The organism is Pseudomonas sp. RT4P38, assembly GCF_054897765.1.
Map to the genome: position 1 here is coordinate 3,099,434 of NZ_CM142703.1, position 21,005 is coordinate 3,120,438.

19 protein-coding genes are annotated in these 21,005 nt (G+C 59.8%); 6 read left to right on the plus strand and 13 right to left on the minus strand.

The features are described from left to right. The first annotated feature begins 64 nt into the window (after positions 1–64). From glsB to ACYZT7_RS14465, 3 genes are all read left to right on the plus strand, one after another. Positions 65–973, plus strand: a complete 909-nt coding sequence (gene glsB / locus ACYZT7_RS14455) for a glutaminase B (RefSeq protein ID WP_449646147.1) — start codon at positions 65–67, stop codon at positions 971–973. A 147-nt stretch (positions 974–1,120) separates the two neighbouring features. Beyond that, on the plus strand, positions 1,121–2,623 hold the full coding sequence (locus tag ACYZT7_RS14460; RefSeq protein WP_462041544.1) for an aldehyde dehydrogenase family protein: 1,503 nt from the start codon (positions 1,121–1,123) through the stop codon (positions 2,621–2,623). A gap of 171 nt (positions 2,624–2,794) precedes the next feature. Further along, positions 2,795–3,145 (plus strand): BON domain-containing protein, encoded by a 351-nt coding sequence (locus ACYZT7_RS14465; protein ID WP_449646145.1) that lies wholly within the window; start codon positions 2,795–2,797, stop codon positions 3,143–3,145. 80 nt (positions 3,146–3,225) lie between these two features. Here the strand turns inward: ACYZT7_RS14465 and ACYZT7_RS14470 are convergent, their stop codons facing one another. Further along, a complete protein-coding gene (locus tag ACYZT7_RS14470; protein ID WP_462041545.1) occupies positions 3,226–3,888 on the minus strand; it encodes a carbonic anhydrase in 663 nt (220 codons plus the stop codon). A gap of 39 nt (positions 3,889–3,927) precedes the next feature. After that, complete coding sequence (gene cynS, locus ACYZT7_RS14475) at positions 3,928–4,416, minus strand: cyanase (protein ID WP_462041546.1); 489 nt, start codon at positions 4,414–4,416, stop codon at positions 3,928–3,930. 123 nt (positions 4,417–4,539) lie between these two features. Here cynS and cynR point away from each other — a divergent pair, with 123 nt between their 5' ends. Next, on the plus strand, positions 4,540–5,445 hold the full coding sequence (cynR, locus tag ACYZT7_RS14480; protein WP_462041547.1) for a transcriptional regulator CynR: 906 nt from the start codon (positions 4,540–4,542) through the stop codon (positions 5,443–5,445). Here cynR and ACYZT7_RS14485 read toward each other — a convergent pair. From ACYZT7_RS14485 to ACYZT7_RS14510, 6 genes are all read right to left on the minus strand, one after another. Further along, positions 5,431–5,730 carry a hypothetical protein gene (locus tag ACYZT7_RS14485; RefSeq protein WP_462041548.1) on the minus strand — a complete coding sequence of 100 codons (300 nt, stop codon included), beginning with the start codon at positions 5,728–5,730 and terminating at the stop codon, positions 5,431–5,433. The two genes, cynR and ACYZT7_RS14485, sit on opposite strands and share 15 nt — an antisense overlap. Positions 5,731–5,867: 137 nt before the next feature. Then, the gene (locus ACYZT7_RS14490; RefSeq protein ID WP_462032228.1) at positions 5,868–6,197 is read right to left on the minus strand and encodes a hypothetical protein; all 330 of its coding nucleotides are present in this window, start codon (positions 6,195–6,197) and stop codon (positions 5,868–5,870) included. 520 nt (positions 6,198–6,717) lie between these two features. Then, positions 6,718–7,221, minus strand: a complete 504-nt coding sequence (locus ACYZT7_RS14495; protein ID WP_462041549.1) for a GNAT family N-acetyltransferase — start codon at positions 7,219–7,221, stop codon at positions 6,718–6,720. Between the two features lie 99 nt (positions 7,222–7,320). Next, on the minus strand, positions 7,321–9,270 hold the full coding sequence (locus ACYZT7_RS14500; protein ID WP_462041550.1) for a DNA topoisomerase III: 1,950 nt from the start codon (positions 9,268–9,270) through the stop codon (positions 7,321–7,323). A 173-nt stretch (positions 9,271–9,443) separates the two neighbouring features. Next, positions 9,444–9,902, minus strand: coding sequence for a hypothetical protein (locus ACYZT7_RS14505; protein WP_462041551.1), 459 nt, complete (start codon positions 9,900–9,902; stop codon positions 9,444–9,446). Between the two features lie 292 nt (positions 9,903–10,194). Continuing rightward, the gene (locus tag ACYZT7_RS14510) at positions 10,195–12,255 is read right to left on the minus strand and encodes a C1 family peptidase (protein ID WP_462041552.1); all 2,061 of its coding nucleotides are present in this window, start codon (positions 12,253–12,255) and stop codon (positions 10,195–10,197) included. Positions 12,256–12,802: 547 nt separating this feature from the next. Between ACYZT7_RS14510 and ACYZT7_RS14515 the strand changes: the two genes are divergently transcribed. After that, positions 12,803–13,171 carry a DUF427 domain-containing protein gene (locus ACYZT7_RS14515; protein WP_462032231.1) on the plus strand — a complete coding sequence of 123 codons (369 nt, stop codon included), beginning with the start codon at positions 12,803–12,805 and terminating at the stop codon, positions 13,169–13,171. A gap of 69 nt (positions 13,172–13,240) precedes the next feature. Here ACYZT7_RS14515 and lldD read toward each other — a convergent pair whose 3' ends face one another. From lldD to ACYZT7_RS14530, 3 genes are all read right to left on the minus strand, one after another. Continuing rightward, on the minus strand, positions 13,241–14,383 hold the full coding sequence (lldD, locus tag ACYZT7_RS14520; RefSeq protein WP_462041553.1) for an FMN-dependent L-lactate dehydrogenase LldD: 1,143 nt from the start codon (positions 14,381–14,383) through the stop codon (positions 13,241–13,243). A gap of 212 nt (positions 14,384–14,595) precedes the next feature. Continuing rightward, on the minus strand, positions 14,596–16,218 hold the full coding sequence (locus ACYZT7_RS14525; RefSeq protein ID WP_462041554.1) for an MFS transporter: 1,623 nt from the start codon (positions 16,216–16,218) through the stop codon (positions 14,596–14,598). A gap of 80 nt (positions 16,219–16,298) precedes the next feature. After that, complete coding sequence (locus tag ACYZT7_RS14530; protein WP_462041555.1) at positions 16,299–17,948, minus strand: GMC family oxidoreductase; 1,650 nt, start codon at positions 17,946–17,948, stop codon at positions 16,299–16,301. A 120-nt stretch (positions 17,949–18,068) separates the two neighbouring features. On the opposite strand from ACYZT7_RS14530, the gene ACYZT7_RS14535 reads away from it, so the two are divergent. Beyond that, a complete protein-coding gene (locus tag ACYZT7_RS14535; protein WP_462041556.1) occupies positions 18,069–18,965 on the plus strand; it encodes a LysR family transcriptional regulator in 897 nt (298 codons plus the stop codon). A gap of 11 nt (positions 18,966–18,976) precedes the next feature. Here ACYZT7_RS14535 and ACYZT7_RS14540 read toward each other — a convergent pair whose 3' ends face one another. Further along, positions 18,977–20,344 carry an ATP-binding protein gene (locus tag ACYZT7_RS14540; protein WP_462041557.1) on the minus strand — a complete coding sequence of 456 codons (1,368 nt, stop codon included), beginning with the start codon at positions 20,342–20,344 and terminating at the stop codon, positions 18,977–18,979. Then, on the minus strand, positions 20,341–21,003 hold the full coding sequence (locus tag ACYZT7_RS14545; RefSeq protein WP_462041558.1) for a response regulator: 663 nt from the start codon (positions 21,001–21,003) through the stop codon (positions 20,341–20,343). Before ACYZT7_RS14545 ends, ACYZT7_RS14540 begins: the two co-directional genes overlap by 4 nt. Between the last annotated feature and the right edge of the window lie 2 nt (positions 21,004–21,005).

A 21,005-nucleotide genomic window follows, 5' to 3' on the forward strand; every position in this document is an offset into this window, starting at 1 on the left:
ACTGACCAGCGGCGTCTAGCGTCAGTGTCCCCGCAATCCCATGGGGCGAGACTTCGGAGCCCGCATGCAGGCGCTGTTGAACGAGATCCTTGACGCAGTACGTCCCCTGATCGGCCAAGGCAAGGTGGCTGATTACATTCCCGCCCTTGGCACGGTGCCGGCCGATCAGCTGGGCATTGCGGTGTATGGCAATGACGGCGAACTGTATTGCGCCGGCGATGCTCACACGCCGTTCTCGGTGCAGAGTATGTCCAAGGTGTTCAGTCTGGTGCAGGCCATTGAACATTCCGGCGAGGCCATATGGGAACGTCTGGGTCACGAGCCTTCCGGCCAACCGTTCAATTCGCTGGTGCAACTGGAGTTTGAGCGCGGGCGCCCGCGCAATCCCTTCATTAACGCCGGTGCGCTGGTGATCTGCGACATCAACCAGTCGCGCTTTGCCGCGCCAGCGTTGTCCATGCGCGACTTTGTCCGCCGGCTGTCCGGCAACCCGCAAGTCATGGTGGACGGCAAGGTCGCCGATTCCGAATACCTGCATCGCGCGCGCAACGCTGCGATGGCTTATCTGATGCAGTCTTTCGGCAATTTTCATAACGACGTCGAAGCGGTGCTACGCAGTTACTTCAGCCATTGCGCGCTACGCATGACCTGCGTGGATCTGGCCCGGGCGTTCTGTTTTCTGGCCAACGACGGTTTCTGCAAACACAGCGGCGAACAGATCCTCAGCGCCCGCCAGACCCAGCAGGTCAACTCGATCATGGCCACCAGCGGCCTCTACGATGAAGCCGGCAACTTTGCCTATCGCGTCGGTTTGCCCGGCAAAAGTGGTGTGGGCGGGGGAATTGTCGCGGTGGTGCCGGGGCAATTCACGGTGTGCGTCTGGTCACCGGAGTTGAACACCGCCGGCAACTCCCTCGCGGGCATGGCCGCGCTGGAGTTGCTGAGTCAGCGGATTGGCTGGTCGGTGTTCTAGACACGGTGGTGCCGGGTCACAGTGGTCTTTTAGCGTAGGGGGTGACGGGTTGCCGGGTTTTCGATTCCGGTCAGGCGTGCGGGTAATGACGCTCCAGGGATTTTCCTATACATTTTCCGGCCGCCCATTGCATGGTGAAACCGCTTCATGTCTCTTGCGCTCGAACGTCTAGTCGCTGGCACGCCTATCCCTTTCGCCGGGAATCGTGTCTCTGTGGTCAGCCCCGAACTGGCCGCGCGCTTTAAGCCCGGGGACCATTTGCTGGTGGAGCAGGTCAGCGGCGAGTTGTTGCTGATCCCGGTGGCTGACCAGCAAGCGGCGGCCATTGCAATCGAGCGTGCCGAAGCGGCTTTCAGCGCAATGTCCGCGGTCTCGGATCAAGCCATCAGCGAGTTCTTTGATCGCTTTGCCCAACGCCTGGAAGATCCTGACTGCTGGGCTTTGATCGAAGCCGCCAACCTGGCCGACATCGAGCGGGCCAAGGCTCGCGGACGTTCCACCACGCGGCTTCTGGCGGATGAACGCATGCGCCGCGACATGATCGCCGGCCTCAGGGCCTGGCGCGATGCGTCAGCCACGCGCGGCAAAGTGGTCAGTTGCGTCGAGCATGACGGCTGGAAAGTCGAGCAAGTGGTCTCGCCCTTGGGCATCGTCGCTTTCGTCTTCGAAGGCCGACCGAACGTCTTTGCCGACGCTGCCGGTGTGTTGCGCACGGGTAACACGGCGGTGCTGCGCATCGGCAGCGATGCGTTGGGCACGGCGCAAGCCATCGTCACCCACGCGTTGAATCCGGCACTGAGCGACGCCGGGTTGCCGGCTGGCGCGGTGTCGCTGGTGGAAAGCGTCAATCACGCCGCCGGCTGGGCGATGTTCGCCGACCGGCGCCTGTCGCTGGCGGTGGCCCGGGGTTCGGGTCGTGCCGTCAGCCAACTGGGTAGCATCGCCCAACAGGCCGGCACCGCCGTCAGCCTGCACGGCACCGGTGGCGCCTGGCTGATTGCCGACAAGGATGCCGAGGCCAAGCGCTTTGCCGCGGTGGTGCGTAACTCGCTGGATCGCAAAGTCTGCAACACCCTGAACGTCTGTCTGATCCACCGTGACCGTGTCACCGAATTGCTGCCGCTGTTCCTGGACGCGCTGCAACAGGCCGGCACCGCACGGGGGCAGGGCTGCAAATTGCACATCGTCGAGGGCAGCGAGCAGCACTTGCCGACCGATTGGCAGACCGCAAGCGTTGAGGTGTACCGCGCCGAAGGCTATCAAACCGAAGCCTTGGCCGAACCGCTGCCCGTGGATCAGTTGGGCCGCGAGTGGGAATGGGAAGAAACCCCGGAAGTCAGCCTGAAGATCGTCGATGACCTGGACAGCGCCATCGTGTTGTTCAATCGCTACAGCCCGCAGTTCACCGTGTCGTTGATCAGTGAAGATGCCGAGGCTCAGGAACGCTTCTACAACGCGGTCAACGCACCTTTTGTCGGCAACGGGATTACCCGTTGGGTCGACGGACAGTACGCGCTGAACAAGCCGGAGCTGGGTCTTTCGAACTGGGAGAGCGGTCGGCTGTTTGCTCGTAGTGCGATTCTCTCGGGCGATGGGGTGTTCACGATCCGTAGTCGCATGACCCAGACGGATCTGTCGGTCAAACGCTGAGACGGCACACCGACCCCAGTCGAGAGGCGCACTATACTTAATGTGCGCCTGTATTGGCGTGGCGAGCACTCCAAAACGAATCAGATGTCCCATAACGCTCGCCTGAGAGGCAGAGGGCTGCATAGCAAATGGGACGGACAGCGCATCTGATTACGTGAAGAGGGTTGCACCATGAAACTTCATTCGTTTCAACATTACTCTCAGGATCTGGAAAGGGGCGTTCACGACACGTGGATTACCGCCAGGGTGAAGTCAGCCCTGGCAATGGCCGAACCAAGCTTCGGCCTGCAAATCCATGTCAAAACCCATGGGAGCACGGTGGCGTTGAGCGGTCGCGTCAACACCCATAAACAGTGTGAGCAGGCTGTTGCTCTGGCCCGTTCGGTTCAAGGAGTCGTCGAAGTCGATGCCAAAGACTTGCTGACTCACGTGTTCACGCCAGGCACTTTTCCAGAACCACCCAACGCCGAAGAGAGCACTGAAATTCGGCCTCAATCGTCAACCAAGATGGACGATAAATGACCCTGTCGATTGTGTCAGCGCAGCGCTCCCGTGAGCCGGGAGCGCTGCATCGATCGTCTCGCGGCGAGTAGATTCAAGCTTCAGGCTGCTGCTTCTACGGGTCGAGCTTGAAGGGCGCAGGTGTCCGGATACTCTGCCAGCGCCACGAAACTGCGGCTGTTGGCATCCAGGGCGTCGACCGAACCGGTCTCGATGTCGTAGACCCAACCGTGCAAATTCAACAGGCCTTTCTCCTGAGCCAGGCGCACGCTTGGGTGCGTCTGGATATTGGCCAGTTGCGCGATGACATTCTCCCGAACCATTGAACTCACCTTCGCCGCTTCACTCGCGTGAGGACGGGATTCGTTGATGACTTTCGCCGACTCGGCATGTTGCAACCAGCCGCTGACGGCGGGCAGGTGGTCCATGCAGGTGCACTTGGCAACGGCGGTCATGGCGCCGCAGTCCGAATGCCCGCAAATCACAATGTCAGTAACACCCAGCACGGCGACCGCATATTCGACCGTGGCCGACACACCGCCGGGGTGCGGGCTGTAAGAGGGCACGATATTGCCGGCGTTGCGGATCACAAACAGTTCACCGGGTTCTTGTTGGGTCAGCAGTTCTGGCACGACCCGGCTGTCGGAACAGGTGATGAACAGCGTACCCGGATGCTGGGTGGTGGCCAGGTGTTTGAACAAGTCGGTGCGTTGCGGAAAGGCTTCTTTCTGGAACTTCAAAAAACCTTCGATGAGCGCTTTCATGGCGATGTCCTCATGCGTGAGTCGGGTTTAGCCCGCACATCAGTGCGGGCCGGCATCCACTTGGAAAGGACGCAGTGGCAGGAACTTGCCGTCTAGGGTAATCACTGCGCGAGAGCCGCCTTCCGGGTCGTCGACTTTCTTCACGTCGAGCTTGAAGTTGATCGCACTGATGATGCCGTCGCCGAATTGTTCATGAACGAGGGCTTTCAACGTGGTGCCGTAAATCTGGATCATTTCGTAGAAGCGGTAAATGGTCGGGTCGGTCGGGACACCCGAGAGGCTGCCGCGCAACGGGATGATCTGCAGGCGGGCCACGGCTTCGGCGTCCAGGTCCAGTTTTTCGCCAATGACTTTGGCGGCGCTTTCCGGCAGTGGGTGCTGACCGAGCAGGGCGGCGGTGACGTAGGCCAGACCCAGGCCGGTGCCGTCGGTCAGCTCCTGCCAGGACAGGTTTTTACGCGCTTTTGCATCGAGGATAGACGTGGTCAGGGCCAGACTTGGGTCGTTGTAAGCGTGGGACTGTTGCATGGGGTTTTTCCTGCCGGGGTGGAATTGCTTGGGTGTGGAGCAATCTTCTGCCGATCGATCCATAGCGTCCAAGACCCATATACAATGCAGCGCATAAGCACAGCCTATAGAGGGTGATCCCCCATGCTGCTACGACATTTGCGCTATTTGCTGGCGGTGGCCGACCACGGCGGCTTCACCCGGGCCGCCGAGGCGCTTCACGTCTCGCAACCGACCCTGTCCCAACAGATCCGGCAACTGGAAGAAACCCTGGGCGTGAGCCTGTTTGACCGGACCTCGCGCACGGTGAAACCCACCGATGCGGGACAGGCCTACATCGAATGCGCTCGTCGGGTGCTGGTGGAACTGGAGGCGGGAAAACGTGCGCTGCATGACGTGAAGGACTTGTCCCGCGGCACCTTGCGACTGGCCATGACGCCAACGTTCATGGCGTACCTGGTGGGGCCGTTGGTGCGCGATTACGTGGCGCGGTATCCGAACATCCATCTGCAGATTTTCGAGCTGTCGATGGATGACATCGAAGCCGGTCTGGTGGATGACTCACTGGACATCGCCATCGCGTTTACCCAGGTCAGAAATGCCGACATCGAGTCCATCCCGGCGTTTACCGAGACATTGGGCGTCATGGTGGGGCGCGATCACCCGTTATACGAAAGCCAGGTGGCGTTGTCTGCTGAAGAGGTAGCGCAACTGCAATTTGCGCTGCTGGCTGCGGACTTCGTTACCCGCACCCGCATTGACGAGTACTTTGCCCAAGAGCAGATCACGCCGAAGGTGGTGATCGAGGTCAACTCGGTGAGCACCTTGCTGGAAGTCATTCGGCACACGGCCATCGCCACTATTCTTCCAGAGCCCATTGCCACCCAGGACCGTGCATTGCACAAAATCCCGTTGCAGGGGGAGGCGCCCAAAAGAGGGGCCGCGCTGCTTCGACGCAAAAACAACTATCACAGTGCGGCGTCGGTGGCGTTTATGGAGTTGGTGTTGGGTGCGGCTACAGGTGAGTCGACGGCATCAGTCATCCATTGATTGGCACACACCATTAGGCGCCTTGCCAGTGGAGGACACCGTGACCGAGTCATCCTCGGTGAGGATGATCGAGATTGTGTAGCCCGAACCCTTGGCTTCGAAGCGGCGATCGTTGATGGCTTTGGTGGCGGCTTCCTTGCTGTTGATTAATACCGGCCCGTCCTGATCCGCCTGGACGACGATGTTTCCGGGGCAGTCCATATTGAATGAGGGAACTCCGGGGACGCTGTTTGCAAGGGCAGCACTGGCCAGCACCAGCAGCAAGCCTGTCAGATGTTTTTTCATCGCAAACCTCCAATGATCCAGTGCACACGGTTAACGATAGCGTTGTTTGGTGCGCACGAGACAAACAAAAAGGCCCCACTCGATGTAACGAGTGGGGCCTTTTTATGGATGGGGTCTGGATTAAAACCCCTGGGGTATCAGGAGAACCGGTCAATCACCCGAACTTCGTTCTGGTTCTGCATCGATGCCCACGCCTGTTTCAGCGTTTGCAGAACATGACCGATGAAGTCCTTGTCGGCCGCGGCTTTCTTGCCGACATAGCCTTGGCCGCGACGGTACATCTTCAGTCGGGCGAGCAGATTCTGGTTGTTCTTGTCGAACTCCGCTTCATGGGCGTGAGGCGACAGGCAGTCGATATGCACCTGGCCCGATTTGCTGATCCACAGAATATGGCTGTCATGGCTGTCTTTTTGCGCAGCGAACAGATGAGCCAGTTCATCGATAGTGGGTTGATTGTTCAGATTCATAGTAAGCCCCTTGACCATTTGGTGATCTTTCAAAGTTGATTCGCTAATACAGGTAGCCCATCGGTTAGTTGATCCCTGGCACCGAAACCAGGACGTCAGCGGTCGGCCGCCAAATTGACGGGGTCACGCGTCTGTTGCATGTAGTCGTGTTGAATAACTGCTACGCAATAGCGTCACAACGAGGAGAAGCAGCGAAAACCTTCAGGCCACTGCCGACATTTTCAGGGTCGGCCACAAGCTTCATGAGGATTGATCGCCAGCGTTTCTCGTCCTTGTACTGGACGTTCAGGCCAGGTCAGCTTCTTCAATCTGCCTTGTGGGCAGCGTGTATCCGGGAAAAACAGCTCGGCGGTCAGACGAGCTTGTTCAAACGTGTTGCCTGTACTCCCGATCGGGGAGATGTCTGCATCATGCAAGGGCAAATCGGACGCGTCAACGGTTTTGTAGTGATTATTTTTGGTCACTACATATTGTCAGACAAAGTCGTTTGGAATTAAAAAGCGCGAACGGAAGGCGCCAGTCAGGACGAGGGCGGCGATATCTGGAATCGGTAAAAGGTGCAGGGATAACCGTCTACCGATAGCTGGTGCAGGGTGAACTCGCCATGGGTGAGATTAGCTATGACCCGGGCCCAGAACGCCCGCGCAGGCTGGTTCGCGTCGAGGTGGAAAATTTGCCATTGACCGGGGAACCGGCTCAAGAGGGTGGAAACGACAAACTTCGCGACGCCTTGGCCACGAAAGCGTCGACTGACAAAAAAGTAGCCAATGTTGTGCTCGGCGCCGTGAGTATGGGTTTCGTCGTCCACGGTCACGAAACCGGCCAATTCTCCGTCGACCTTGATCAGAAACGGCCTGGTTTCGGGTTTGCGCCAGTAACCCGGTTTAGGCTGGGCATTGAAGAAGCCATGCTCCCCGAGCTTTAGCGGCAGCCACTCGCTGAAGTCATACAGATAGAACTGCATCAGGTTTTCAATCGTTTCCAGTTCGTCGCGATGGGCGACGTGCAGTTCTATCAAGGGCATGCGGGTAGGCTCCTGAGGCGCAGGTCCGTCGTGGCTCTGGTGCGCTGCACGATAATTATGGTCGATGTTTCTCCAGAAAGTGGCCTGCCCGAAGTGCCGTCATGCCTTGCTTGCCGGTTTTGCCGCGCGTTTAGTGCCCGTCGAGGGCTTGCGTTTGACGGGCTTGCGTTTGTTTTTCCACTGCGTGGCACCGCGCCCGGCGGGGCTTGCCGGTCCGCTGATGGTCAGGCTCAGGCCGGCGCAACGGGCGACCTGTTTGCTCATCCACGCGGCCTGCTTGGTGACGAACTCTTCCAGGCTCATCTCGCCGCTCTGCACCATGTCCAGCGCCTGCTCCCAAATCGCCGTGGTCCCCGGGTCGGCGATGGCACGCGGCACGGCATCGATCAGGCTGAAAGCGGCCGGGGTAGCGGCCAGGGCCTTGCCGTTCTTGATCAGATAACCACGGTCGAGCAGGCCCTGGATGATCGAGGCACGGGTCGCTTCAGTGCCGATGCCGGTGGTGTCCTTGAGTTTCTGCTTTAGTAGCGGATCTTCTACCAGTTTGGCGACGTTCTTCATCGCCTTGATCAGATCGCCTTCGGTGAACGGTTTGGGCGGTTGCGTCCAGAGGTCCTTGAGCTTTACGTCGGCCACCGCGCAGTCACGCCCTTCGGCCAATGCCGGCAGTGTTTGCGGCGCCGGTACTTCGCGGCCCTTGGCCGGGGCGAGGGCCTCGGGCAGGGCGCGCTTCCAGCCGGGCTCGACAATTTGCTTGCCGACGGCACGCAAGGCTTCACCGGCGCAGTCGAAGTCGGCCTGGGTCCGGTCGTATTCATAGTTGGGCAGAAACTGCGCCAGATAACGCGCGCGGATCAGGGTGTAGACCGCCCGCTGTTTGCCCGCCAGCCGCTCGAGGTTTTTCGCCGCAGCGGTGGGGATGATGCCGTGGTGAGCGCTGACCTTGGCATCGTTCCAGGCCCGTGAGCGGCGCTGAGGCTCCAGGAAATCGTTCAAGGCGTTCAGTGCCGGATCAGCCTGCCTCAGCGCGGCAAGAATGCCCGGTGCTTCGCTGTGCTGGCTTACGGGCAGATAACCGCAGTCGCTGCGCGGATAGGTGATGACTTTGTGGGTTTCGTACAGGGCCTGGGCGATGTCGAGGGTTTCCTGGGCGCCGAGCCCGAGTTTCTTCGAGCAGACTTCCTGCAAGGTGCCCAGATCGAAGGGCAGGGGTGCCACTTCGCGCATCCGCTCGGTGCGCAGTTTGATGACCCGAGCACTCGCCGCGCTGCCAATCGCTGCCGCTGCTTGCTGCGCCAACGCTTGATTCAGGCAGCGATCCTGATCGTCGCAAACCTCGGAGGCCGCGCGCCACTGGGCGGTGAACGCGGTACTGTCGTGCAGCAGTTGCACATCGATGGCCCAATAGGCGACCGGTACGAAATCGGCGATGCTGCGGTCGCGATCCACCACCAGGCGCAGGGTGGGTGTTTGCACCCGACCGACCGGTAATACGCCCTGATAACCGGACTGACGCCCCAACAGCGTAAACAGCCGACTCATGTTCATCCCGATCAGCCAGTCGGCCCGCGAACGCCCGAGTGCCGAATGATAAAGACTAAAGGTCTCGGCCCCCGGCTTCAGCGCTGCCAACGCCTTGCGGATGGATGCATCGTCCAGCGCCGACAGCCATAGCCGCTGGATCGGCCCGCGATAACGGCAATGCTCCACCAGTTCCCGGGCAATCATCTCGCCCTCACGGTCGGCGTCGGTGGCGATCACCAATTCATCGGCCTCGCCGAGCAGCCGTTTGACCGCTTTGTACTGGCTGGCCGTGCGCGGTTTGACGGTCATCTTCCACTTCTCTGGAATGATCGGCAGATCCGCCAGCACCCAGCGCTTGTAACGCGCGTCATAGGCGTCCGGCGGCGCTGTTTCCAGCAGATGGCCGATGCACCAGGTCACCGTGACGTCCGTTCCCAGCCAGCAGCCGTCGCCCCGACGCCTGGCGCCGAGGACGGCGGCAATGTCTTTGGCCTGGGAAGGTTTTTCACAGAGGTACAGCCGCATAACCACCATCGCTCATCAACTGTCGAGAGGCGGACAGAATGGCGGCTGATGAGCGATGGGGCAATCTTTATCTGTATGGATGTACAGTCGGAACGTTGCGAATGATTGCCAAGGGTGATTGATCCCAATCGGGTGTGGCTCGTCGGCCGGACAGCGACCGACGGCCCGCGTTTCTACTTGGACTTGGACTTGAGTTTGGTCTTGGCTTTGGCTTTAGTCGCTTTGGCTCCCCTGGACCGGGTGGATCGTGCGCCAGCTGGCGCGGGTGGGGGAATCATTCGCTGCGCCTGGAAGGGCGCCTGCCCCACCGGTTGTGCCGTTACCAGCGACTGCTCAAGTCGTTGGAACGATTCGGCGGCGGAGGCCTTCGCGGCCAGCTGAATGGTGGCGTCCTTTTTCGACAGCAGGGAGTCCATCAGGACTTCAAACTTGGCGGCCACTCGCCGGTAAGCGGGAGCGTTCAAATGCAGTTCATTGATCCAGTCATCGTCGCTGATGAGCTCCCGTAGATCCAGGTAGTAAACGCCTGTATTGCTGTCGGCGACGGACTTCAGCATCGCATTGAGCTTATCGATAAAGTCGGCAACGATTTTGCGCTGAGCGACCGGGTCAAGGATGTTTTTACGAGTCATGGATGGCCGGATCCAGGGGCCGATGAAACGGTAGTTGCCAATGTTGACCACACCTTTACCTGTGGGAATGGCCCGGCCATTTTTTGTTGGATTGAACGAGCAAACACCAGATCAGCACCTGACCTGTATCAGGTGGTCCATACCTCCAAGGTGATGGCGTCGTGATTGTTGACGTACATCAATCGCACGTCGTTGGCGAAGCAGAAGAATTGACCGGATGCCGGTGCAACCCAGCCCCCAACGGCGCAACAAGCGAATCGGGCATGAGCAGTCTCCGACGGCGGTGGGCGGGTCAGTAGTTCAGGTTAACCACCGGCTGATCCAGCTTCCCGTCCGGCTCTCGTCTGAGGATGGTCAGCAACGCGGCGGTAATGACGTTCACATCATTGTCGAACCCACCGTGGGAGGTGTCCGTTTTGGTGCCCGCGCCGTAGTTCATTTTCGGATCGTTGAAGATATGCAGGGTTTTCGCGAACGCTTCGGGAAGCCCACGGCCTGTTACGGCAAAACCGACCGGAATGGTGTTACCCCAGTAGAACTGGTTCCACTGCTCGGTCATGTTTTTGGCGGCAATGTTCCACTCCGCCAGATCGGGATCGCTGAAGTCCTGGAAGTTCTTGTCCAGACTCTTGGCCATGCCCAGCAGCGGCATGCGTTGCAATTCTTCATAGGCACGGGGAACGAGGTACAGCAGCGACTTGTGGTACACGCCGATGACGTTGTCATCTTGTTCGCGGTTGTCGGACATCATGTAGAGGTGGAAGGCCTTGCGCTTGAGTCCTCCACCTTCGATGACTTTACGGTAGGTCTGGTTGGCGAAATCGAGGGTGCAGGCCGGGGCCATCAGCGTCGACGTTTCGATGGACAGGCCTCTGGCCCACAGCAGTTGAATCAAGTGGCCATTGATCAAGGACCCGGCGGAATGACCGATCAGATGAAGCTCGACGTTCTTTTTGCCCATGTCGGCGACCAGTTTTTTCAGGTTCTCCGCCATTTCCACCAGCCCGCGCGGGGTAAAGCCTGCCACTGAGGCGGCTTCGGCGTTCTGCTTCGTTTGGCTCCACTGATCGCCGCCGAGTTTTTTGGTGGCCAGTTCCACCGTGCGATCAAAGCCTTCCAGGGCCTTGTCCTTGATGGTCTTCAACACATCGCTGATGCCACCCGCCTCGGGAAACAGACCCGGGAGGGCGTCCTGGACGATGTCGGCAAACGTCTCCAGCACCCCGGTGCGCCAGGTGACAAACAGTGGATAGACGCCGTTTTCATGAAAGTAGGGCGCCATCGCACAAATTCGATTGATGGAGTCCTGCTCGGAATTGAGCCCGCCGTGGGCAATGATGGCGATGCGCAGCACGGCGGGTTTGTTTGCCGCCGGCAGCTTGTCGTACCAGGCGCGAGGCGCCTCGTGGACGATTCGCCTGACGCCCGCGCGGACGTTTTCGACGTCGGTGAGTCGGGGGCCGATGCTGCCGTTGTTTTCCATCACGATGGTCAGGCCGTACGCCTGATCCATGGTCAACAGGGGAAGCCCTTTGCGATCGGTATCGCGGGCACCGGCGGTGAACAGCGAGAAACCTTCGCGCTTGGCGCTGGAGCTCGACAGCGCGCTACGAAACGCTGATTGAACATCGGCCCGGGAACGTGAAGGCCGCGCGTTTTGCGACAACGCGCCGTGTTCGATCGGCACCCCGAGGGCCACGGTCCAGGCGTCGGTTCCATTGGCCAGCCAGTCCTCGAACGTCAGAATGGCGAAGCCCGAGAATCCCCAATCGGTTGACCAGGAATTCTGCACGATGAACCCCTGATTGGTGTAACCGATCAAGGTAAAGGCGTGACTGCCCTGACGGGTTGCCGGCCATTTGATGACGGGCAGCTGAGACATGCTTTGAAACACCGCCGGCGGACGTTTCTTACCTTTAGGCTGCATCAAAGCCCAGCCCTGATGCACATTGGAGGAGACGTACAGCGCACGCGCTTCGTACAGCGCCGCCATCATGGCGGTGATATCGTCTTTCTCTACGCGGTAGTAAACCCCCAGCGGCCGGGTCACGGCGTCCATGGCCCAATTTCCGTCCGGTGCTTCAAACGCCGGAACCGATCCGTCCGGCTTGACGGTATAGGGCCACAGCTCCTGCGCGCAGACGCCGTGCTTGTGCCATCCCTTCAATGCGCCGCGACAACTGGAGCCCGCATGATCTTCGCCTGGCCATTCGTCATAGAGCTTGGCCAGATGATAGAGCTGGCGCGGGCTGGTTTTGGTGGAGGCTCTGTCGCGCAACCACAACAGGTAGTTGACGACCGCCGCCAGCCCGAACCCGGTGCAGGCCCCCTCGTTGCCTGGGTAGAGCACCATGTTTTTGTCCAGGTAACCCGAGAGCTCGGAGGCAATGGCCTTGTCTGCGGGCCAGGTGGGCGGCAGTGACTGGACCCGAGGGGTGAAGATCCGGTCACGCAGGTCGAGGCGATCGGGACGGGCATCCAGGGTAATGATTATCTAATCCAGAGAAAACTTCGTGGCAGGCATGCGGGGATCCTCAAGTGTCTGAGACTCGAACCCCACGCCACGACTGCGTGACTGCGCAGTAGGAATGTCAACGGTGCTATTGATCGTAGACGATGTTTCGCTCCATTTGAGCCGTTGGTCTGTTCATCATCGATGTGCACGTTGGACCAGCGGTTGAGACCTTTGCCGACAATTCGCAGGACGCTGGTTTCAAGGGCCCGAGGGGCTTGTCGGAACGCCGCACCGCCCCGTTCGGCTGCGAAGCAGTCGTGGTTGCGAAATCTGGGTTATACCTGAGAGTTCGCAGTCTCAGATTTTGGGGCCGCTGCGCAGCCCAGCGGGAGCAAGCTCCCTCGCCACAGGAGCGTGGGCACTCCCGATAACCCAGGAGAATCTGATGAAAACTTCCGGTCCTAGTCCTGTCATCACCATCGCAGAGCAGCCGGGCTGCCTGCTTGTAAAGTTTCACGGTATTCAGGTGGCCGCGTCCGCACGGGCGCTGGTGTTGCTCGAGGCTAACTATCCTCCGGTGTATTACGTCCCCCGGGAGGACATCGATGAAAAGTACTTTGCCCGCACCGATCACACGAGCTATTGCCCCTACAAGGGCGATGCCAGCTATTTCAGCCTGCAAATCCCGGGACATGAAGGCGCCAACGCGGTGTGGAGCTATGAAGACCCAAAAGTGTCGGTAGAACAGATTCGCGGCTACATGGCGTTCTATCCCGATCAAGTGATCTTTGAGGTTCTCAAAGACGTCGAGTGATGGCCGCTTTTCAGGCATCTACGAAAACGCCGCGCATTGGCGCGGCGTTTTCAAGGTCAGGTGTTCAGCTCATCGGACAGCATCCACCAGTGTGGATTCATCAATCTGGCTGATCGAGGTCACCCCGGTCAAGGTCATGGCGACGCGCATTTCCTTGGCGAAGATATCCAGCATATTCTCCACCCCGCGTTGACCATCGGCGGCCAGTGCATAAGCCATGGAACGCCCCAGCAATACGCCTTTTGCTCCCAGCGCCAACATCCGTACGACATCAAGCCCCGAGCGGATGCCCGAGTCGACCAGCACCGTCAGATCATTACCGATGGCTTGCATGATGGGCGGCAATGCCTTGGTGGTGGAGAGTGCGCCGTCCAGCTGCCTCCCACCGTGGTTCGACACGACAATGCCATCCGCACCAAAGCTGACCGCGTCTCTGGCGTCCTGAGGATCGAGAATGCCTTTGATGATCATCGGGCCTTTCCAGAAATCACGAATCCACTCCAGATCACTCCAACTGATCGAAGGATCGAAGTTATTGGCCAACCAGCCCATGTAGTCTTCGAGTGTCACGGCTTTACCAAGGTACATCGAGATATTGCCCAGGTCGTGTGGACGCCCCATGACACCGACGTTGAATGCCCAGTCGGGTTTGGTCATGGCCTGAAGCATTCGCCGCGATGCCGCAAAAGGGCCTGACATGCCCGAGTGTGCGTCCCTGTACCGGGCGCCGGGTGTGGGCATGTCCACGGTAAACACCAGGTTCTTCACCCCGGCTGCCTTCGCACGCTCCAGTGCATTTTTCATGAAGCCCCGATCCTTCAACACATACAGCTGAAACCAGATGGATTGCTGGCTGTGTGCCGAGACTTCTTCGATCGAGCACACTGATACGGTTGAGAGGCAGAGAGGGATGCCTTTGTTTTCCGCCGCTTTTACCGCCTGCACTTCACCACGACGGGCGAACATGCCCGTCAGTCCTACCGGGGCCAATATGATCGGCATGGAAAGTCGTTGGTCGAAGAGGGTGGTTTCAAGGCTCAGGGTTTCGACGTTTTTCAGAATGCGTTGCCGAAGGCTGATGCCCGTCAGGTCGGCACTGTTGGCCCTCAGCGTGTGCTCTGCATAAGCTCCGCCATCAATGTAATCAAACAAAAAACGCGGAAGTTTTCGGCGTGCTGCCTCGCGATAGTCAGATGCGGATGAAATGATCATGAGGCCTCGGTCTGGTGAGTGGCGGGGCTGCCGATGCCATTGAGCTTACCTGTGGCGAGGGGATTTATCCCCGTTGGCCTGCGCAGCAGGCCTAAACCAGCCGCCTCGGTGTGTCAGAACAATCGAGTCGGCTGGATCGGGGCCGCTTCGCGACCCAACGGGGCGGTGCGACGTTTCGCTAAATCCCCTCACCACAGGGGATTGTGGTCAGCTCAGTTGGTATCCAGGTCCACGTTCTTGGTCTCACGCAAACAGATCATGCCCACCACCAGGCTCACCCCGGTAATCAGCACCGGGTACCACAGCCCGTAGAAGATGTCCCCGGTGTACACCACCAAGGCAAACGACACCGTTGGCAGGAAACCGCCGAACCAGCCATTGCCGATGTGGTACGGCAGGGACATCGAGGTGTAGCGAATGCGGGTCGGGAACAGCTCGACCATCAACGCTGCCAGCGGGCCGTAGCACATGGCGGAGATGATGATCAGCGCGACCATCAGCGCCACGATCATCGGTTTGTTGATCAACTGGGTGTCGGCTTGTGAGGGATACCCAGCCAGGGTCACGGCGCCACGCAGGGCCGCTTCATCGTAACCATCGAGTTTAACTTCACCGACGCTCACCTGCACATCGCTGCCGGCAGGTAGCGCTTCGCTCTTGTAAGGAAGGCCCTGTTTCACCAGGAAGGTTTTGACCTTGTCGCAAGGGCTATCAAATTTTGCCTTGCCCACCGGGTCGAACTGGAAGGTGCAGGTGGCCGGGTCAGCCAGTACGGTGATCGGTGCCTGACGGCTGGCCAGGTCGATGGCCGGGTTGGCGTAGTGGGCGATGGACTTGAAGATCGGGAAGTACAGTGCAGTCGCCAGCAGCAGGCCGATCATCAGCACCGGTTTGCGTCCGACTTTATCCGACAGCCAGCCGAAGAAAATGAAGAACGGTGCACCGATGATCACGCTGACGATCAGCAGGCTGTTGGCCAGCGCCGGGTCCATTTTCAGGAACTGGGTAAGGAAGAACAGCACGTAGAACTGCGCAGCGTAGAAGGTCACGGCTTGCCCGGCGTTGATGCTGAACAGGGCGATCAATACGACTTTAAGGTTTTCCCATTTACCGAATGAATCGCGCAATGGCGACTTGCAGAGCTTGCCTTCCTCTTTCATTTTCACGAATGCAGGCGACTCGTGCAGGCTCATGCGAATCCAGGTCGAGATGCCCAGCAGAATGATCGAAAACAGAAACGGAATCCGCCAGCCCCAGACTTCGAACTGGTCGCCGGTGAAGTAGCGGCAACCGAGCACCACCAGCAGCGACAGTAGCAACCCGAGGGTCGCGGTGGACTGAATCCAGCTGGTGTGGAAGCCGCGTTTACCCATCGGCGCATGTTCGGCCACGTAAGTGGCAGCGCCGCCGTATTCACCGCCCAGGGCCAGGCCCTGAAGCATGCGCAGCACCACAAGAATGATCGGCGCGGCGATGCCGATGCTCGCGTAGGTCGGTAGCAGCCCGACGCAGAAGGTCGCCACCCCCATGAGGATGATGGTGGCGAGGAAGGTGTATTTTCGCCCGATCATGTCCCCTAGCCGTCCGAACACCAGCGCGCCGAACGGTCGCACGATGAAGCCAGCGGCGAATGCCATCAGCGCAAAGATGAACGCCGTGGTGTCGTTGACTCCGGCGAAAAACTGTTTGCTGATCACCGCCGCGAGTGCGCCGTAGAGGAAAAAGTCGTACCACTCGAAGACTGTCCCAAGCGACGACGCGAAGATAACTTTCTGGGTCTCGCGGCTGGTGCCCGCGCTGCGTACGGCTTCCAGAGGCTGAACATGTTCTGACATATCGGTATCCCTCACAGTGATTGTTCTTTTTGTTCCACTGTCGGCGCCGGTCTTATGGGCTGGCGCCGCTATTCCTTTGCTCAAGAGACTGCGGTCAGTGCTTTTTCGTCGGGTGCAAAACTCCTTGTGGGTGTGTCCAGGATCAGTTGCGCGGCTTTTTCGGCAATCATCAGCGTAGGCGAACACGTGTTGCCCGAGGTGATGCGCGGCATGATCGAGGCGTCGGCGATGCGCAGGCCGGGGATGCCATGGACTTTAAGTTGCGCATCGACCACGGCGTCTGCGTCGTTGCCCATGCGGCAGGTGCCGACCGGGTGGAAAATCGTTGTACCGATGCGGGCGGCGGCTTCGTGTAATTGCTCTTCAGTCTGCAAGCTGTCTCCGGGCAGATATTCAACCGGTTTGAACGCTTGCAGGGCCGGTGCGGCGACGATGCGGCGGGTCAGGCGAATGGCATCCGCTGCGACCCGCAAGTCCTCCGGATGGCTCAAGTAATTGGGCTGAATCAGCGGTGCTTCCTGCGGATCGGTGGAGCGAATCTCTATGCGACCCCGGCTTTGCGGGCGCAGATCGCACACCGACGCCGTGAAGGCGGGGAAGGTGTGCAATGGCTCGCCGAAACGCTCCAGCGACAGTGGCTGCACGTGGTACTCGAGATTCGCTGACGTCTGCTCCGGTCCTGATCGAGCGAAGGCGCCGAGTTGACTGGGTGCCATGGACAACGGGCCGCTGCGGTCATACAGGTAACGCAGGCCCATGCCCATCTTGCCCCACAGGCTGCCGGCAATTTGATTCAGCGTTCGGGTGTTTTCCAGTTTGTAGATCAGGCGCAGTTGCAGGTGATCCTGCAGGTTGCCACCTACGCCGGGCAGTTCATGGGCAACGCCAATCCCCAGTCGTTGCAGTAGCGGGCGAGGGCCGATCCCGGAACGTTGCAGGATGCTGGGAGAGCCGACGGAGCCGGCGCACAGCACGATCTCTTTACGCGCCTTGAAGGTTCTCGCCTGACCCTGCCAACGCGCGCTGACCGCAGACGCACGGCCGTTTTCCAGCAGCACGCGATCCACTTCGACGTCGGTCAGCACGGTGAGATTGGGGCGGTTGCGGATCGGTTTGAGAAACGCCTTGGCCGCGTTCCAGCGAATACCGGCTTTCTGATTGACCTGAAAATAACCGCAGCCTTCATTGTCGCCCTGGTTGAAGTCATCGATGCTGGCGATGCCGCTTTGCTCGGCAGCGCTGCGGAAGGCATCCAGAATCGGCCACGACAGGCGCTGGCGCTCGATCCGCCATTCCCCGGCAGCACCGTGAAATTGCGAGTCGCCGGCAAAGTGGTTTTCGCTTTTTTTGAACAACGGCAGCACGTCGTTCCAGCTCCAGCCGGGATTGCCTTGGGCGGCCCAGCCGTCGTAGTCGCCCGCTTGGCCGCGCATGTAGATCATGCCGTTGATCGATGAACAGCCGCCGAGCACCTTGCCACGCGGGTAACTCAGGGCCCGACCTTGAAGGCCAGGTTGTGCTTCGGTCTTGAAGCACCAGTCGGTGCGCGGGTTGCCGATGCAGAACAGGTAACCCACGGGAATGTGAATCCATGCATAGTTATCGCGGCCGCCAGCTTCCAGCAGCAACACGCGATGCTGCGGTTTGGCCGACAACCGATTGGCCAGCAAACAACCGGCCGGCCCGGCCCCGACCACGATGTAGTCGTATTCATCCAGAGAAGTCTGCATGCGTGACCTTATGGTGTTGTTCTTGTTGTCGGTCATCCTAGTTGTTAGCTTTCGTCAAAAGAATGTTAGTTTTTGCGCAGCCGCTGTGCGTTTTTAAACACTTCGCTTCAAGGACGACTCATGTTCGACTGGAATGACTTGCGGTTTTTTCTCGAGTTGCAGCGTAGCGGGCGTCTGCTGACCGCTGCCCGCCGTTTGAACACCACCCACGCCACCGTGGCCCGGCACATCGAGGCCATCGAAAAGAGCCTGGGCACTGCGCTGTTTGTCCAGCATGCCCAGGGTTATGAGCTGACCCCGGCCGGCGAAGCGTTGCTCAAACATGCCGAAGCCATGGAAAACGTCGCGTTGCTGGCTCAGGAGGAAATCACTCAGTCGAGCGCCCCGTTAGGCAAAATCCGTGTCGGGGTGACTGAGGGGTTGGGCATCATGTTCCTCGCCAGCCGCATGAACGGTCTGTTCGAACGTTATCCGGGGCTGGAAGTGGAACTGGTGGCGGTGCCGCGGTTTGTCAGCATCCTTAACCGCGAAGCCGAGATCAGCATCCACCTGGAGCGTCCGTCCGCTGACATGCTGGTCACCCGTAAACTCACTGACTATCGCCTGGCGCTGTATGCCAGCCAGGACTACCTCGACCGCTCGCCGCCACTGCGCAGCCGCGAGGACCTCGGTCGCCACGCCTGGATCGGCTACGTCGATGACTTGCTGTTCAGCCAGGAGTTGATGTTCCTCAATAGCTTCTGCCGCAATCCCCAAGTGGTCTTCCACAGCACCAGCGTCATCGCTCAGCAACAGGCTGCGCGCTCAGGTTTGGGCATCGCCGTGTTGCCGTGCTACATGGCCAGCGCTGACCCCGATTTAGTGCCGTTGATGCCGGATGAAAGCATCCAGCGCAGCTACTGGATCAGCACCCGCCGCGAGCTGCACAAATCCGTGCGGTTGCGAGTGTTGTGGGATTACGTGGTGGAGTTGTGTGAGCGCGAGCAGGGGTTGTTGCTCGGGCCCAATCCCGGGTAGGAGCCCTCGTTTCAAACGTCCGGAATCGACAGGGTCGCCCGCAACCCGCCCTCCGGCCGGTTGACGAGTGTGATTCGTCCGCCCAGGCGAGTCGCAATGGTGTTGACGATCGTCAGCCCCAACCCCGCCCCCTGGACGTTTCCCCGACTGTAAAAGCGTTCGAACAAGCGCCCGCGTTCCGCTTCGTCGATGCCCGGTCCCTGATCCTCGACACTCAGTGAATAGAAGCCGTCCGCTTGATTCAGCTGCACGGTGATGACGCCGTGCTCGGGGGAAAAATTTGCCGCGTTGCTGATCAGGTTGTTCAGGGCGATGTTGATGGCGGCGGCGTCGGCAACCACTTTAAAGGGACGATCGGTGACGTCGAAGGTCAGCTCAAGGTTTTTACTCAGTAACCAGGGCGTGAGCTGTACCAGGCTTTCTCGCACGGTTTCGGCCAGGTCGATGCTGTGCAATACCGGAGCCATGGCTTTGGGTTCGAGGCGGGCCATGGTCAACAACTGATTGACCAGACGGCTGGTGCGGTCGACGCCGGCGATCAGAAACGCCAGGGATTCCCGACGCTCCTGTTCGGTGCCGGCCTCCAGCAGGTTTTGCGCATGCACCCGCAGCACCGCCAGGGGCGTGCGCATTTCATGGGCGGCGTCGGCGATAAAGCGCCGCTCGCGGCCGAGCACTTCCTGAATTTGCGCGAGCATGCGATTGAGCGCTGCTTGCATCGGTTCGAGCTCGCTGGGCAGCGGGGTCAGTTGCAGTGGTTCCAGAGAGCCGCTGTGCCGTGCCCGCAGAGTCGCCGCCATATCGGCCAGGGGCTTGAGGCCCCAGCCAAAGGCCAGCCAGACCATCGCCACCAGAATCAGGCTGCCCAGCACATTGGGCCACAGGGTATGGCGCAGGATCCGGTCCACCAGGTCCGAACGCACATCGTCGCGTTCGCCCACCCAGATGCGCACATCCGTTTGTCTGTCTTCCAGCATGAACGCGCGCCAGTGGCGGTTGTTCAGGTCCACCACATCGCTGAAGCCGGGTTTCGATGGGGGCGCGGTGAAGGAGGGCGCGCTGGCGGTGTGCACCAGCACTTCGCCCTGACGATTCCAGACCTGAAAGGCAATCTTGCTTTCATAAGGATGGCCATCGACCCTAGGCACTGCTTCGCCCAGGGCCTTGTTGAACGCCTGATACAGCTCGGCGTGTTCCTTGCTGGCCAGCGGCATGCGCATCACTCCCTGCAGCAGCCGGGCGTTCTGCGCCAGTTGAGCGTCATAGACTTCGGCAATTTCGTGGTTGCTGTCGTGCCAGTTGAACACGCTGATCACCGCCAGACCGGCGAGCATCAGGCCGATGATCAGCGTCAGGGTGCGACGCCGGATCGAAGTCATCGACGCTCCTCCACCAGGTAACCGACACCACGAATGGTGCGGATCAGGTCGGTGGAGAATTTCTTGCGCAGGTGATGGATGTGCACTTCCAGCGTGTTGCTTTCGGCTTCCTCGTTCCAGCCGTAAAGCAACTGCATCAAGTGATCGCGGGTCATGACCCGGCCTGGTGGCGAGAGTAATTCGTGGAGCAGCTGATATTCCTTGGGCGTCAGCGCGACCGGTTCGCCCTGATAGCTGACTTGCTGGGTGCCGGGGTTGAGGCTGATGCCGGCGTGTTCGATCAGCATTTGGCCACGGCCGGCGCTGCGCCGCAGCAAGGCGCGCAGACGCGCCTTGAGTTCGGCCAGATCAAAAGGCTTGATCAGGTAGTCGTCGGCTCCGGCATCCAGCCCGGCGATACGGTCTTCGGTGGCATCCCGCGCGGTGAGGATCAGCACCGGCAAGTTGGAGCCGCTGTCGCGCAAACGACGCAGCACTTCGAGGCCGTCCATGCGTGGCAGGCCGAGGTCGAGCACCGCCAGATCAAAGGATTCGCTGAGCAGCGAATGCAAGGCGCTGCTGCCGTCCTGCAACCAGTCGACGGTGTAACCTTCGCGGCCCAGGGCCTGATGAATGCCTTCGCCCAGCGCCACGTCATCCTCGATCAGTAATAAGCGCACAC

Excerpts from the sequence above, each read along its gene's own strand:
- ACYZT7_RS14465 (WP_449646145.1), top strand. The coding sequence starts at position 2,795 with ATGAAACTTCATTCGTTTCAACATTACTCTCAGGATCTGGAAAGGGGC.
- ACYZT7_RS14510 (WP_462041552.1), bottom strand. The coding sequence starts at position 12,255 with ATGGTGCTCTACCCAGGCAACGAGGGGGCCTGCACCGGGTTCGGGCTG.
- ACYZT7_RS14525 (WP_462041554.1), bottom strand. The coding sequence starts at position 16,218 with ATGTCAGAACATGTTCAGCCTCTGGAAGCCGTACGCAGCGCGGGCACC.
- lldD (WP_462041553.1), bottom strand. The coding sequence starts at position 14,383 with ATGATCATTTCATCCGCATCTGACTATCGCGAGGCAGCACGCCGAAAA.
- ACYZT7_RS14535 (WP_462041556.1), top strand. The coding sequence starts at position 18,069 with ATGTTCGACTGGAATGACTTGCGGTTTTTTCTCGAGTTGCAGCGTAGC.
- ACYZT7_RS14485 (WP_462041548.1), bottom strand. The coding sequence starts at position 5,730 with ATGAAAAAACATCTGACAGGCTTGCTGCTGGTGCTGGCCAGTGCTGCC.
- ACYZT7_RS14490 (WP_462032228.1), bottom strand. The coding sequence starts at position 6,197 with ATGAATCTGAACAATCAACCCACTATCGATGAACTGGCTCATCTGTTC.
- ACYZT7_RS14540 (WP_462041557.1), bottom strand. The coding sequence starts at position 20,344 with ATGACTTCGATCCGGCGTCGCACCCTGACGCTGATCATCGGCCTGATG.
- ACYZT7_RS14460 (WP_462041544.1), top strand. The coding sequence starts at position 1,121 with ATGTCTCTTGCGCTCGAACGTCTAGTCGCTGGCACGCCTATCCCTTTC.
- glsB (WP_449646147.1), top strand. The coding sequence starts at position 65 with ATGCAGGCGCTGTTGAACGAGATCCTTGACGCAGTACGTCCCCTGATC.
- ACYZT7_RS14530 (WP_462041555.1), bottom strand. The coding sequence starts at position 17,948 with ATGCAGACTTCTCTGGATGAATACGACTACATCGTGGTCGGGGCCGGG.
- ACYZT7_RS14505 (WP_462041551.1), bottom strand. The coding sequence starts at position 9,902 with ATGACTCGTAAAAACATCCTTGACCCGGTCGCTCAGCGCAAAATCGTT.
- ACYZT7_RS14515 (WP_462032231.1), top strand. The coding sequence starts at position 12,803 with ATGAAAACTTCCGGTCCTAGTCCTGTCATCACCATCGCAGAGCAGCCG.
- ACYZT7_RS14500 (WP_462041550.1), bottom strand. The coding sequence starts at position 9,270 with ATGCGGCTGTACCTCTGTGAAAAACCTTCCCAGGCCAAAGACATTGCC.
- ACYZT7_RS14495 (WP_462041549.1), bottom strand. The coding sequence starts at position 7,221 with ATGCCCTTGATAGAACTGCACGTCGCCCATCGCGACGAACTGGAAACG.
- cynR (WP_462041547.1), top strand. The coding sequence starts at position 4,540 with ATGCTGCTACGACATTTGCGCTATTTGCTGGCGGTGGCCGACCACGGC.
- cynS (WP_462041546.1), bottom strand. The coding sequence starts at position 4,416 with ATGCAACAGTCCCACGCTTACAACGACCCAAGTCTGGCCCTGACCACG.
- ACYZT7_RS14470 (WP_462041545.1), bottom strand. The coding sequence starts at position 3,888 with ATGAAAGCGCTCATCGAAGGTTTTTTGAAGTTCCAGAAAGAAGCCTTT.